Source organism: Bacteroides sp. CAG:189 (assembly GCF_000432295.1).
GTDB lineage: Bacteria > Bacteroidota > Bacteroidia > Bacteroidales > Bacteroidaceae > Bacteroides > Bacteroides salyersiae.
The window spans coordinates 1-16,336 of the sequence record NZ_HF991041.1 but is presented as its reverse complement, the minus strand read 5'-3'; the positions used below and the strand labels follow the sequence as shown (position 1 = coordinate 16,336).

5 protein-coding genes are annotated in these 16,336 nt (G+C 37.5%); all 5 read left to right on the top strand.

What is annotated here, in order from left to right; all coding sequences use genetic code 11:
• Positions 1 to 555: 555 nt before the first annotated feature.
• The 5 genes from QVP90_RS06060 (at position 556) to QVP90_RS06040 (ending at position 16,180) form a co-directional block, all read left to right on the top strand.
• Complete coding sequence (locus QVP90_RS06060) at positions 556 to 4,317, top strand: Ig-like domain-containing protein (protein WP_005934210.1); 3,762 nt, start codon at positions 556 to 558, stop codon at positions 4,315 to 4,317.
• Between the two features lie 235 nt (positions 4,318 to 4,552).
• Complete coding sequence (locus QVP90_RS06055) at positions 4,553 to 7,714, top strand: SusC/RagA family TonB-linked outer membrane protein (protein ID WP_007482591.1); 3,162 nt, start codon at positions 4,553 to 4,555, stop codon at positions 7,712 to 7,714.
• 64 nt (positions 7,715 to 7,778) lie between these two features.
• Positions 7,779 to 9,776, top strand: coding sequence for a RagB/SusD family nutrient uptake outer membrane protein (locus QVP90_RS06050; RefSeq protein WP_005934205.1), 1,998 nt, complete (start codon positions 7,779 to 7,781; stop codon positions 9,774 to 9,776).
• A gap of 180 nt (positions 9,777 to 9,956) precedes the next feature.
• Positions 9,957 to 12,239 carry a GH92 family glycosyl hydrolase gene (locus QVP90_RS06045; protein WP_021935927.1) on the top strand — a complete coding sequence of 761 codons (2,283 nt, stop codon included), beginning with the start codon at positions 9,957 to 9,959 and terminating at the stop codon, positions 12,237 to 12,239.
• 8 nt (positions 12,240 to 12,247) lie between these two features.
• The gene (locus tag QVP90_RS06040; RefSeq protein WP_021935926.1) at positions 12,248 to 16,180 is read left to right on the top strand and encodes a glycoside hydrolase family 76 protein; all 3,933 of its coding nucleotides are present in this window, start codon (positions 12,248 to 12,250) and stop codon (positions 16,178 to 16,180) included.
• Positions 16,181 to 16,336 lie beyond the last annotated feature (156 nt).

Sequence of the window (16,336 nt, the reverse complement as noted above, 5' to 3'; positions counted from 1 at the left end):
CCAATTCTGTAAACTTTCTGTGAGGTTTTCTTTTAATTAACATACTTTTTTTGATTTATAAAGTGTCAACTTATTCAGTACACTTATAGTTTTTGTGCAGTGATAATATACTTAATATGTATGGAAAAGTGTTGTTCTTTGTATGGTATAAATGTAGCTTACTATCGTATTCTAAATTGTTTGAATACAAAACAATGCTTGTAACAAGATTGGTAAGAAGCTATTTGTTCAGATATATCCCATTGCCTTTTGTGTCCCTTTATTTTTTTATTTTCTATCTATATACTGATGGCTTTTGAATATTGTTGTTGCTTTCGATGTAGAAATAACCATCTCCTTATCTATTTCTTTCAGAAGTTACTAAAGTTTTATATAATATAGATGATTGGGTACATGGTGTGAAGAATGTAACAGAAGTACTGGGGACGTGAATGAACTAAAAAGGGACATAAATGTACACTTGTTTATTAATAGTTTTTTCGTATATTGTTTATTTGTTTGCACTTCGATAACTTTGCAATAAAATATTAATCGTTATTTTAAAATTTAATTATTATGAAAACAAAGTTACTATGTGCAAAGACAGCAATGTTTGCTCTGGCTTGTTTTTCTTCTATTGGTGTTTGGGGCCAAATTAAGATTACAGATGAAAATGGTTTAAAGGCTATTGCTGAGAATTTGAATGGTGATTATGTTCTTGAGAACAATATTACTTTATCAAAAGAATGGGAACCTATTGGAACAAACGATTCTCCATTTACGGGTACGATTGATGGTAAGGGGTTTACAATTTATGGATTAAAGATCAATCGTCCGGAACAAAATTCAGTTGGTTTTATTGGTACTGCTAAAATAGAGGATGTATCTTCTACAAAGGTAACAGTGAAAAATTTGCGTTTAGTAGGTGTGGAAATTTTTGGGCATCAAGATGTAGGTGCTGTTATTGGTAATTCATATGGTGCTAAAGTGAGTGAATGCTATACATCTGGGCTTGTTTATGGTTGGGATCACACTGGTGGTATTATTGGGGGGACTAAAAAGGTTGATGATGACGATAATATTATGACACAGGTTTCGAATTGTTATTCCAATGCAGCTGTGGTTAGTTCCAGTTATCAAGCGGGTGGTATTATCGGTGCAAGTATAAATTCAGTAGTCGATCGTTGTTATTTTAGTGGTGTTGCTGTGTGTCCCGAAGGACGTTCTGGAGGTATTGTAGCTCTTAATGACGGTAATAGTTTGACTATTACTAATTGTGTAACATTATCTTCTTATATAAAGGCTGGTAGTGGAGATGCTGGTGGTGCAAATGCTATTTTAGGTGCGGATAATCCCGCGGAAGACAGTAATGCTGTTAGTACAATCAGTAATAGTTATTCATGGAGCGGTTTGAAATTGTATGAAAATAATGTAGAAATAGCACGTTCTAACAATGCAAATGATTCTTATGATGGAGGATATCTTGATTTGGATGAATTGAAAACTGCACAATTTTGGCTTGGTGACGTTAACTTTGATGCTGGTATATGGACAATGGTAGAAAATACATATCCATCATTATCTAATGTTCAGGTTCCATTAGAGAATTATATCTACATACCTTCTTTCCCGGAGAGATGTTTGCCTGGTAAAACTTTTAATGCAGAAGCCATACCAGCTTCTGGTAGAACTATTACTTATACCAGCTCTAATCCCGAAATTGCCACAATCGATAGTAAGGGTAAAGTTTCTTTCTTGAAAGATGGTAAAACTACTTTGACTTTTGTAGACCAGGGTGATAATTATGTAAAAGGTTGCACAAAAACTTATGAGTTAGAGGTGAAAGGTGTTGCTTACACCATTATGGATGAGGAAGACTTGAGATGTGTTAAGTATGATTTGGCAGGTGATTTTAAGTTAGGTGCTGATATTTATTTGACAAAAGATTGGGAATTGATGGATGTTTTTACCGGTACATTAGATGGCCAGGGATATACAATCCATAATTTACGTTATATAAACGAAGAACAGGGGCGTGTAGGTCTGTTTGGTGAGGCAACGGGAGCTACTATAAAAAGAGTAGGTATTGCAGGTGCTTATCTTAATGGTAATGAAGATGTAGGTGCTATTGTTGGTTATGCAAATGGCTGTAATATCTCAGAATGTTTTGTAGATCAGGCTTCCTATATTGCAGGTCGTGACCATATTGGTTCAATTGTAGGTAAGGTAGAGAAAATGGAGGTAGAAGAAGAAGGTTCTGCTGAAAAAGTAATAACCGGAACTACGGTAAGTGACTGTTACTCTATGGCTAAAGTTTATTCGAGAGAATATCAGGCTGGTGGCGTTGTAGGAGTTGTGAATTACGGTACGGTAGAAAGATGTTATTTCTCAGGAAATATTCGGGCAACGAAAGGACGTGCCGGTGGTATTTTCTCTTTGGTTGATGCGGATGGTAAAGTATTTGTAGAGAATAATGTTTGTCTTGCCAGTGGTATTTATTGTAGTGAAGCTACATATTGTATTGGTGAGAACGGTCGTACATCAACTGCTACATTAACCAATAATTATGTTGATCACTATGCTTCTTATAAAGGAACGGATTTGTCATCTTCTGCTCCTTCCGATGTTTATGATAACGCTAGTAATAATGGTGAAAAATTAGAATCTGACGAAGTACTTTCTTCTGAATGGTACAAGGAGACGTTAGGCTGGGACTTTGATAATATATGGACCTTTATTGAAGGTGGTGAAGGTAATATGTATCCGATATTGAAATGTCAACAGTCCAAAGTTTTGACTCCTGTTATTTATGGTATACCTGAGCCGGCATTTTTAATTCAATTGGCTGACGGGAGTTCTTCTGAAAGTTTGAATTTAGAGAGAATTAAATCTACGTGTGGGCAGAAGTTGATTTTTAAAATTACAAAAGGTGAGGAATATATTTATATTGACGGTACTATCGTAGATTTTAGTGGTGCGAAAGAGGTTGACGGTGAAACGGTAGCTACTATATCTATAGCTCCAGAGGTTGAAATTACGGGTTTGAAACCGTTTGAAACTACTGCTTTTGATATTAATATGGTTGGGCAATCTCATGTTTTTCCTATTAACAATGTTGCAGATTTACTTGATGTCAACAATAAGTTGTTCGCAAGTTTTTGTTTGATGAATGATATTGATATGACAGGAGTTGAATTCGAAGGTTTCGGTTCTTTAGAATCGCCTTTCACCGGTAGCTTTGACGGTAATGGACATACTATTAAAAATCCGGTGGTTATTACCAATGATGATAATACTAAAGGATTCTTTAATGCAACTAAGGGGGCTAAAATAAAGAATTTGGGGATTTCTAATTTCTCTTTCAGTGGTTCTCAAGCCAATGGTAATAAGAGTACGGATTTAGGTGGTTTTGCCGGTTCTGCTAAAGAAACAACTTTTGATCAGTGTTATTTGACTGGTAAAGTTGTGGGACGTGACCATGTCGGTGGGTTTGTTGGTGGTAATTGTAGTAATGTTACTATTACTAATTCATTTGTAAATGCAGAAGTTTTTGCTTATAGCCAAGCCGGAGGTTTCTTTGGTGTTGCTGCAGGTAATGTAACAATGAAAAATTGTTATTTTGCCGGTAGTGTGAAATTGAATCCTTCTCACAGTTATGGCTGGGTTGGTGGATTTGTCGGTTTGGTTGACGCCGATTGTACAGTTACAATTGAAGATTGTGTTTCAATTGGTAATCTGCAGGGAAGTGTTGCATCAGGCTCATTTATTGGCGCCAATGGAGGCGATCAGAAGAATAACCCGCGTGGTATAATAAACTTTACAGGAAATGTATTTAATTTTGATGCTGAAAGATTCTTGATGGATGGTAAAATATCTGAGAACGATTGGGAAAGTCAAGGTTATGTTACTAAAGAAGGTGGTGTGGTAGAAAGTCCGATAGAGCATTACGCTACTCCTGTGGAGGATAATGAATTCTTGACACAAATTCCTTATAATGATGCAAAATTCGATTTTGAAAATATCTGGACGATTGACGAAGAAGTAAGTTATCCTACATTAAAGAATGTAGCATATATTCCTGCTCCCCCCGTTGGTATTGAACAAGTTGTCGATCAGAATGAGAATACATATATTGTGTATACTTCAGATAATGCTATTTTTGTTTCTGGTATGAAAAATACTGCTAAGATAGCTCTATATAATATTAACGGACAATTAGTTTCCAATGTTATTACTTCAGGAGAAAATATAGAACTCCCAATCATGGGAAAAGGATTCTATATTGTTCGTATTGTGGAAGACGAAATGACTACAACTGTAAAAGTTGTTGTTAAATAATGAACTGGTAATTTTTATATTGCAAGAAGTATGGTTTTTATTTTGAAAAAAGTGTGGGGCAAAAAGAATCCTGCCGCCATAAACTTTCGCATTTTAAAAAAACTTTGTTGACTAAAGTTGAAAAACATGATACTCCTCTTTTGTATAGATTGTTAGTACTTCTCAGTTTTCAATAATAAGATAAATTGATCTCATTTAGGAAAAATAAACTTCAAATAGATTTAGTAAAAAACTTATGAATTCAAATGGATTTATTGCATTAGGAAGAGGAATTATGTGCCTTTTCTTATTAACTGTCTCACTGATGGTGCAGGCGGCAAATCCTGTAAAAGTAACCGGGCGTGTGACGGATACAACAGGTGAACTAATGATTGGCGTAACCATTCAGGAAAAGGGTACCTCTAATGGAACTATCACAGATATGAATGGTACATATAATCTTACACTAACAACAAAAGATCCGATATTGGTGGTCAGTTATATTGGTTATCAAACTCAGGAAAAGAAAGTAAATGGAACGGTACTCGATATTACTTTGCAAGATGATGTAACAACGTTGGACGAGGTGCAAGTTGTTGGCTACGGTACCATGCGTAAAGTCTCAGTTGTAGGTGCTCAATCGACCTTAAAAATGGAACATATTAAGGCACCAGTAGCAAATATGAGTTCTATTTTAGCCGGTCGTATTTCTGGTTTGGTTGCTGTACAACGTACGGGTGTTCCTGGTCAGGATGATTCCGATATTTGGATTCGTGGTATCTCTTCCATGACGAATACAAATAAAGGGCCATTGATATTAGTGGATGGCATTGAACGTGATTTCAAACAGTTGGATCCGGAAGATATTGAATCGGTTACAGTTTTGAAAGATGCGGCTTCTACAGCTGTTTATGGAGTACGTGGTGGTAATGGTGTTATTCTTATTACGACTAAACCAGGAATAGTAAGTGAGCCTAAATTTTCAGTTGATTATTATGAAGGTTTTACTCGTTTGACACGCATTCCGGATTTGGTAGACGGTTATGAATATATGGATGCAGTAAATGAAGCCTATAATAATACATATGGTGCTCCTTATTATTCACAACAGTATATTGAAAATACTAAAATGGCAAATGGTTTGATTCCTAATACAAGCAATGATCGTACTGTTAATAAATATCTTTATCCGAATGTCGATTGGATGAAAGAACTTTATAAGAATTTCGGACGTAATCGTCGTGCAAACTTGAATGTTCGTGGTGGAGCTCCTAATGCTTCTTATTATATTTCACTTTCTTATTATGATGAATCCGGTTTGACAAAAACGGATCCTAAACAGCCATACAGTACAGAAATTTCTTATAACCGTTACAACTTTTTAACTAATATCAATTTAAAAGCTACTAAAAAAACAACAATGGATGTTGGCGTGAATGGTTGGTTTTCAAGTGGGAATTATCCTGCCGTTGATTTAAATGATATTTTCTCGAAAGCGATGATGATTAATCCGGTAATTTATCCGGTAGAGTATCCAGATGGGAGTAATCCAGGTTTTAGTCAGTATCAACGTGAATTTGATAGTCCCTATGTGACATTAACCCGCAGAGGTTACAAAACAGAATATAAGACACAGATTAATTCTAATCTGAAAGTAACACAGGATCTTGATTTCTGGGATTGGAGTAAGGGTTTTACGGCTCACGCACTGATTGCATTCGACGTTCGGGCGAATCAGCAATTAAATTATAAGGTTGATGACAGTACCTGGAAGCCAGCTGGAAGAAAAAATGGTGATGTTTGGGTAGATGACGGTAATCTCTTTGATGAAGCAGGTAATTTAATTTTGCAAGAAGAGTATAAAGGTAATTCAACTGTTAATTTTGAAAGAGACAAACAAGTTTATCGTACATTTTATGCAGAGGCCGCTTTAAATTATAAGAGATTATTTGGCGGTGTACATAATGTAAGCGGACTTTTGTTATTTAATATGCGGGACTATCGCGATGCAAATGGAGATAATTTGATAAATTCATTACCTTATAAACAAATGAGTCTTTCTTCCCGTGTCACTTATTCATATAATGATCGCTATTTTATAGAGGGTAACGTTGGATATACCGGTTCTGAAAACTTCTCTCCTGGACATCGTTTTGGAGTTTTCCCTGCTATGGCTGTTGGTTGGGTACCTTCAAATGAGAAATTCTGGGCATCTGTTACTCCGTATATTTCTTTCTTGAAATTTCGTTATTCACATGGATTGGTCGGTAGTGATAGTTTAGGCGATACCCGTTTTGGTTTTGAAACTGAAATAACAAGTAAAAATGGATATAGTAATTCTTGGGCACAAGGTGGTATTGGCATTAATAAATATGGTTACCAAGCTCGTTGGTGTACTATTTTGAAACAGGATTTAGGTATTGAAATCAACTTCTTGAATAATGACTTAGCTTTTGTTTTTGATCTGTTTAAAGAGCACCGTGATAAGATTTTTGTATCGCGTAATAATTTGCCGCTCTATGCCGGTTTTGCCGTAAGTGCTTCCGGTAATGTTGGTATAGTGGAGAATAAAGGATTTGAAGCTTCATTTGAATATAATCATCAATTTGGTAAAGACTGGACGGTTTCTCTTCGTGGAAACTTTACAATGAATGAAGATGAAATTATTGAAAATGCAGAGCCTGCTCCAGCTTATCCATGGTTGGAGAAAAGAGGTACTAATGTACTTGCGAGATTTGGATATATAGCTGAAGGATTGTATGAAAGCGAGGAAGAAATTAAGGAAAGAAACATCACCCAATTTGGAGAAACTTATCCGGGCCAATTGGTTAAACCAGGTGACATTAAGTATAAGGACTTGAATGGTGACGGTCATATTGATGAATATGATATGTGCAAAATTGGCCGTGGAGATGTTCCTAAATATTATTATGGATTTGGTGGTGATTTTCGTTATAAAAATATTGGTGTTGGTATTTTATTTCAGGGAACTGCCGGAGCTGATCGGGTAATGGAAGGGTCTGGTATACGTCCATTTACCAGTTCTACCGGAGGTGGAACCTTGTATGCTAATATCACCGATCGTTGGAGTAAAGACGATCCTTCTAATGACAATGTATTTTATCCACGATTGGCATGGTCTTCTGCTGATCCTTCAAATATAAATAACTTTCAGACAAGTACATGGTGGCAGAAAGATATGAGTTTCTTACGCTTAAAACAATTTACCGTTTCTTATTATTTTCCTAAAGCGTGGACAAAGAAAAGTTTCTTAAGTGGTGGTCGGTTCTATATAATGGGATCTAATGTTCTTACTTTCAGTAAATTTAAGTTGTGGGATCCTGAGTTGAATACGAATAATGGTATTTCTTATCCTAATGTTTCTTCGTATACGATAGGTGTAGCTATTAACCTTTAAGAGAAATGTATATTTTAATTATTTTTTTATTTAGATTATGAAGAAAATTGTAAAAAGTATATTTATGGCTGCGCTGTCAATGATGGTATGCACATCTTGTGAAAGCTATTTTGACAGTGTTCCTTCCAATGTGGTTTCTTTGGATGCTGTTTTTTCGAATCGAGGACTGGCATTACAGTGGCTTTCCAACACATACTCTTATTTGCCGGATGAAACTAGTCAGAATTATACGGGCGGTGATGACGAAACAAAAGGAATTTGGACACCTGCTTGCTTGGAAGCAAAGTTACCATGGGATCAATGTAATTCTAATCATATTAATTTAGGTACTTTATACCCTTCTACCGGCTATGTGGAGAATATGTGGAAATCTTATTATAAAGGTATTCAAAAAGCAAATATTTATATGGCCAATATTGATCGTTGTACGGCAATGGAAGAATACGAACGCTTGTGGTCTAAAGCTGAGGCACGTGCTTTACGTAGCATTTATTACTATAATTTGTTTAAGCTATATGGTCCGTTTGTCATTATTGGAGATGAAGTATTTGATGTTGAAGGAGATGTGGAGGCGATGATGCGTGAACGTAGTTCGGTAGATGAATGTGTAGATTATATGGTAGGTGAGTTCGACGCAATTCTATCTGAAGGTAGGTTAAAGTCCCACTTTGGGGAAGATGGGGCTATGAATCCGCAATTTGCTGGTAATATTACCAAAGAAGCGGTAGAAGCAATCCGTTCGGAGCTTTTATTGTATGCCGCCAGTCCATTGTTTAATGGCGATTCTTACTATAAGAATTTGACAAATGTTGATGGAAAGCATCTTTTTCCACAAACTTATAGTAGAGAAAAATGGGAAAAAGCTAAGACCGCTGCTGAGAATTTTATGAAAAACAATCCAGGTTTTCAATTATTGTATTTGGACAAAAAAGGGGCGGCGACGTCAGACGTAGCTTCTTCATGTCCATATACATCTGTAACTCAAGCTTCATTGGGGCGGACGGAGAATACGGAAATGATTTTTTTTAGGACAGGAGGCGAGTGGAACATTTATTATACAATGACCCCTAAGCACAGTGGAATAACGAATGCTCAATCTGGCGGTGGAGCTTTGGCTGCACCTTTGCAGATGATAGATTTGTTTTTTACGGAAAACGGGCTCAGTATAGAAAAAGATCCTGAGTATTTTACTTACACAGATGATGATTTAACGGCAGCGGGTGCTGCTGCTAAAATGACGAGTCAGACAGTTCATCAGAATCCGTTTTCTAAGGTTGTTTATTTCAGACCGGATTCAAAACATAAAATCATGAAGCAGTTCTATAATCGTGAACCTCGTTTTTATGCTGCATTTACATTCCAGAATCGTAGATGGGATTTAGATGATAAGCTGGTTTATTATACGGATTTCTCTTTAAATGGAAACTCCGGACAGGCGAAGAATGGACATGATTATCCAAGGTCTGGTGTATTGGTACGTAAAAAAAGGACAAATGTTTCAGGAGTGAATTATTATGTTTATATCCGTCTTTCTGAGATTTATTTGAATTATGCCGAAGCGTGTTGTGAATTGGACGATATAGGTACGGCTATAAACTATGTGAATAAGATTCGTTTGAGAGCCGGTATCCCGGAATATAAAGGTTTGTTGGCTGAAGACTTAACTCCGACAGATAAACGTGGGTTTGAACGAATTACCTTGGATTCATATGATAAGGAATTTGTGAAAAAAGTGATTTATCGTGAACGTCTTCTTGAGTTGTCCTATGAAAATCATCATTATTTTGACGTACGTCGTTGGGGGGTAGCCGATATGGCAACCGGTGATGGCTGGATTTATCCGTCATGGCATAATGGTGGTGAAGGAGGTGACATGGTCGGATTTGATGTTACTGTAGATATGGCCTCAGACGATGCAAAAGATCCATTACTTTTCTATAAACGTAAGGTTTGGGAAACACGTGTTTATTCAAAACGTATGAGCCTCTTTCCTATTCCTCAAACGGAGATTAATAGAAATGCTCGGATTGTACAGAATACCGGATGGGAAACTGAAATGTAATCGAATGTTCTTTCAATTAAGTATTGTGTTGGATTCTTTGATCTAAAATATTGATCGTTTAGTTTTTCACTTGGAGAGTGTGTTGTAAAATCAATTTGTTTCTTGTGGCTTGATAGCACATGGTGCTGGATTTACAGCACATTCTCTTCTTGTTTTAAAATACATAGTTTAAGTTAAGAAATGAAGAAGAGGTATATTGTAATTATATTGTTTTTGGGTATTTTTTATTCAGTGTCGGCAGCTTTGAGAAAGCAGCCGGTGGAGTACGTCAACCCTTTAGTAGGTACTGATTCCAAATTTGAATTGTCAAATGGAAATACCTATCCGGCTATTGCTATGCCTTGGGGGATGAATTTTTGGACTCCTCAAACAGGAAGGATGGGAGAAGGATGGACGTATACGTATTCGTCCGACAAAATTCGTGGATTTAAGCAGACACACCAACCGAGCCCATGGATTAATGATTATGGACAATTTTCTTTGATGCCGATTACTGGGAAGCCTGTTTTTGATCAAGATGCAAGGGCAAGCTGGTTCAATCATAAATCAGAGATTTCCAAACCTTATTACTACCGTGCATATTTGTCCGATTATGATGTTGTGACCGAAATTGTACCGACAGAACGAGCTGCCATGTTCCGGTTTACTTTCCCTGAGAGTGAAAGCTCATATGTTGTGATCGATGCGTTTGATAATGGATCGTATGTAAAAGTAATACCGGCAGAGAATAAGATCATCGGATATACAACGAGAAATAGCGGTGGTGTTCCTGATAACTTTAGGAATTATTTTGTTATCGTTTTTGACAAGCCTTTTTCTTATAAGGCGGTAGTGGGAGGTAATGAGATTCGTAAAAATGAATTAGAGGTAAAAGAAAACCATGCCGGTGCGATTATTGGATTTGCCACAAAAAATGGAGAAACGGTAAAGGTACGTGTGGCTTCCTCATTTATTAGTTTTGATCAAGCCGAATTAAATCTGCAAGAGTTAGGAAACCTTTCATTCGAGCAGTTGCAAGCAAAAGGGAAGAAACGCTGGAATGAGGTATTAAGTAAAGTAGAAATAGAATCAGATAATGAAGATCGTTTACGTACATTCTATTCATGTTTGTACCGTTCAGTGTTGTTTCCTCGCATGTTTCATGAAATTGACGCAAAAGGGAATGTAGTGCACTATAGTCCGCATAATGGAAAAATTCTTCCTGGGTATATGTTTACTGATACTGGTTTTTGGGATACATTTCGTTGTTTACTTCCATTTATCAATCTTGTTTATCCTTCTGTAGGAGCACAAATGCAGGAAGGTTTTCTAAATTCTTATTTGGAAAGCGGTTTTTTCCCTGAATGGGCCAGTCCGGGACATCGGGATTGTATGGTCGGCAATAATTCTGCATCAGTAGTAGCAGATGCCTGTATGAAAAATATAATAAAGAAAGAACCGGAAAAAATGTATGAAGGTTTATTGTATGGAGCTAACCATTCACATCCATCGGTAAAATCCTCAGGACGTTTAGGGTATAAGGAATACAATGAATTGGGGTATGTTCCTTACCATATCAATCAGAGTGCTGCCCGTACATTGGAATATGCTTATAATGACTGGTGTATTTATCAGATGGGGAAAAAATTGAATCGCCCTTCGGAGGAGTTGGAAGTATATAAAAAACGTAGCTTAAATTACAAGAATTTGTTTAATAAACCTTTTAATTTAATGAGTGGTCGTGAGGCTAATGGTCATTTTCAGCCCAATTTTGAGCCGGTGAAGTGGTGGGATGCTTTTACAGAAGGTAATAGTTGGCATTATTCATGGTCTGTATTTCATGATGTTCAAGGACTAATTGATTTGATGGGAGGAGAGAAGGCATTTGTGAATATGCTTGATTCCGTATTTATTATGCCACCTACATTCGGTGCTAATTCAGATACACGTGGAAGTCTTGTACATGAGATGCGCGAAATGCAAGTGATTGATATGGGACAATACGCACATGGTAATCAACCTATTCAGCACATGATTTATTTATATAATTATGCTGGCGAGCCGTGGAAAACTCAATATTGGATCAGAGAGGTACTGACTCGTTTGTATACACCGGCTCCTGATGGATATTGCGGTGATGAAGACAATGGTCAGACATCGGCATGGTATGTTTTTTCTGCTTTAGGGTTCTATTCTGTTTGTCCGGGATCGGATCAATATGTTTTAGGTGCACCTTTGTTTAAAAAGGCGGTTATCCATTTGGAGAATGGAAAGAAAATTCAAATTTCTGCTCCGGAGAATAGTGATAAAAGTCGTTTTGTACAAGAAGTCAAATATAATGGTAAAAATTACAGTAAAAATTTCTTGGTTCATTCTTCGCTGCTCAATGGTGCCGACATCCAGTTTCGTATGGGGGATAAACCTAATAAAAAACGTGGGATCAATAAAGCCGATTATCCCTATTCACTGTCAAATGAAAAATAATTAATGTTATGAAGAAGATTCTATTATCAGCTTCTTTTCTTCTGATCACAGGATATATGTTCGCCACGGATTTAATTTCCGGGCAAACATATAGGCTTTCTTTGGGAGAAAAAGTCTTATCTGTAAAAGATGGTTCTCTGGCCAATAATTCGGATGTAGTCAGTTGGACGGAAACGAATGTGAATGCTCAGCGATGGGTACTTGTGTCCGGAGAAGGGAAAGGTTATCAATGGATGAATGCATATACTGGTCAATACCTTGCTTGTAGAGGAAATGTTATTTCCGGAGCGCAGATTTGTCAAATGATTTCTGGGGAGTCGGCTGCTACTTGGGAGATTGTGCCAGTTAAAAATCAGGCTGATTTATATTATATAACTCAGTCTGGGCTTTTTTTGGAAGTTGCTGATGTGGATTCAGATGGAGGAAGTGTGCGATTGAGTACCAAGAAAAGTGGGACATTGGCTGAACGTCAGATGTGGAAACTTGAAGTGGTAGAAGCACAGCCGAATTATTTGACAGAAGCAACTCGGGATGCAATGATGGAAGGATGGAAAAAAAACTACTATAATGACAGTCAGGGGCGCTTGGGTGAAGGTGGTTTTTGGGGAGATGCCGAGATGTTTGAGGTGGTTTTGGACGCTTATGAAGTTACAGGAGATATTCAATATAAAACAATGTTCGATAAGCTACATGCTGATTTTATTGCGCGTCAAGGGAATAATTGGGAGTCCAACGACTTTAATGATGATATTGCCTGGATTGTTATAGCCAGTGTACGAGGATATTTAATGACCGGGAAACAAAGTTATTTAGATGTGGCAAAATCTAATTTTGATATGATGTACGAACGGGCAGCCGTACTTCCGCATGATATGCTTATTTGGAATGCAAGTGAGAATCCTTATGGAACCAACTCTTGCATAAACGGTCCGGCTGGAGTTGCTGCTTGTTATTTGGCAATAGCTACAGGAGATGAGAGCTATTATGAAAAGGCACGGAAAACATATGCTGCACAACGTGAATATTTATATAAACCCTCTACAGGACAGGTGTATGATAGTTTTACTTGGCAGAAAGGAGTACCTTCAAATTATAATACTTGGGCATCAACGTATAATCAAGGTACTTTTTTAGGGACTGCCGTTATGCTGTATAATCATTATGGAGACGAACAGTATAAAGAGGATGCCCAAATGATAATGAAGTATACCCGTGAACAGATGTGTAATGAATTTGGTGTTATAAAAGTTTGTCAGGGAGTTGTTGATGATCAGGGAAAATTAGTCGGTGATTTACCAGGATTCAAAGGAATTCTTATGCGCTATGTACGTCGTTTCATGGTTGATCTGTATCAACCGGATTGTGCAGAATGGATGGCGATAAATGCTTTTCAGGCATATAACAACCGAAACTCTGACGGAGTATCCTGTACAGCTTGGCTGACAAAGACTGTGGAAGAGTATACGACCTATGTTCCTTTTACCAATTATAATAAAGATCCATTCGGTCCTTCTACAGCTGTTTCTGCTGCTTTCAACTCATATATAGGTGATAAAACAGTTCGCAAAGATGCTTTTAGAGGAATAGAAGCAGAGAATTTTGATTATTTGAAAGGCATTTATACGTTGTCGGTAGATGGTGTCGATTCTCCGGTAATGGGAGGGGATAATATGGCTGCGGCTGCGTATACGGGATATCATAATGTTGATTTCGGACCTTATTATGCCAAGAGCCTTGAATTTAGGGTTTTACCTCAAAGACCGAATAGTAAAATCGAAGTTTATTTGGATAGTCCGGATGGCGAATTGTTGGGTACGGTTACCTTGCCTAATGAGCAGGAGTGGCAGACTGTTGCGTTGGAATTGTTGAAGCCTTTGGATGGGATGCGTAATATTTATTTGAAATATACCAGAGGAACGGGTGCAGCTAAATTGCAGCTCGATAATTTCCAATTTAAGCAAGAAGGATATACTTCGCAAGATATTACTGATAATGGAGGTACGCTTACCACCTCAGTAGAAGTTAGTACCAAGTTACCGGGTGTTGGTGCTGTAATTGATAATCAAGTAACTACTGCACTTGTCGGTACAGTTTCCGGAGATGCTTGGATTCAGTATCAGTCGCCTTATCCGGTGGTTCTGAAGGGGTATCTGTTGGTAGCAGCAGAAGGAACACAAGAAGGAGACCCCAAATCTTGGAAATTGCAAGCTTCCGAGGATGGGAAAAGGTGGATTGATGTGGATACTCAAAATAATCAGACGTTTGAGACACGCTATCAGAAAAAACAATATGATACTTCTGTAGTGGAGGCTTATACGTATTTCCGTTTATTTGTTTCAGATAGGCAAGGTAATGGTGATCGTTTTCAATTGGCAGAATGGCAACTGTTTGGTACGGCTTTAGCTGATAATTGTATTACTACAGATGGGGGTATGATTTCTGCACAGTATTCCGATGGCATTGAGAAACTGATTGATAAGGATGTGATTTCTACATATCGGACAAACACTTCAGATTTCTGGGTCGAATATGAGGCAGAAGCTGCCTATACTCCTTTATTTTATAGTATCACTACTGCAGATACTCCGGAGAGTGACCCTAAGTCATGGATTCTATATGCTTCTAAAGATGGTAACACATGGATCAAAATGGATCAGAGAACCGGACAGTTGTTCCCTTATAGAGGGGCTACTTATACATATTCGTTCACCACCTCTCCTTCTACAATAGATTCTGAATATACTTATTTCAAGCTACATGTCACAGAAAATAATGGGGCATCTGATACCCGTTTAGCTGAATGGCAGTTGACGGGGAGATATGTGTCTCAGACCTTTTATAATGACATTACTGCAAATGGTGGCGAACTGACTTCTTCATTGAATGAGGCCATCAACTCGGAGACATTGAAAAGACTGACGGATAATGATGGGAATACGTTTTATACGTTTGGTGGTGATGTTGCACCGTGGATCGAATATAAATCGTCTATAGAAGTTAAATTGAAAAGTTTTTCAATCGTATCTGCTGATGAACCGGATAAAGATCCCGTCATGATTAAAGTTGAATACAAAAATGAAGGAGATGCTCGGTTCAAGAGAGCATTCAGAGGGGAAGTGGCATTTACGAAAAGGAATGAACGTGTTTATGTCTCTTGTCCTCGTGTGGTTTCCGGGCAATGTTTTCGTTTGACGATTGAGACTGTCTCCGGTGAAGGTAATGAGGCTAAAATAGCCGAATTTGAATTGTATGGTAATGGAATTCTTGCTGACGATTTAACTTCGGTAGCTACGATAACGCCTCAATATGAGAGTGAAAACCCAGAAGAGACAGCTGATAAGTTGATTGATAAAGATGTGGATTCCAAATATTGTGGTCCGTTCTCTTCTCTGTCTGCGTGGATTTGTTGTGAAGTACCAGAGCCTGTAAAAGTGAATATGTATAGTTTGACTTCCGGAAATGATAATGAAGGACGTGATCCGAGAAGTTGGGTTTTAGAAGCTTCAAATGATGGGGTGGACTGGGTGACTATCGATTCTCGTTCGAACCAGTCGTTCAGCGATCGTCAGATTACTCAATACTACACTTGCAACCAAGAAGGACAGTCCTATTCTGATTTTCGTTTGCGAGTGACAGAGAATCATGGAGAGGGTATGCTGCAGTTGTCTGAGTGGCAATTGTTTGTAGATTTGAGCGTGGGCATTGAATCCGAAACAGCTATTGAGGCTTTTGTAGATATTCGCGTAATAAATAATAGATTATATATAGATGTGCCCGAAACCGCACAAGTGCAAGTCTGTGATCTTACCGGAATGTTAATACATGATGAGAAAATACAATCAGGTGTGTCTTATATCCCGATGGCAAATCTGAATGGGGGTATGTACATTGTACGGATACAACTCTCTAACCGGACTATTTCCCGGAAATTTATAAAATAAAATTACGGTATTCTATTATGTTAATCATAGTTGTAAATCAAATATCATGAAAAAATATTTTATGGGTATGGTGATGGGAGTAATGCTTTTATTTTCTCTTCCCCTTATGGCTCAAACAGGTAAACCTTAATTCCGCAACACTTTGATTTAACTTTA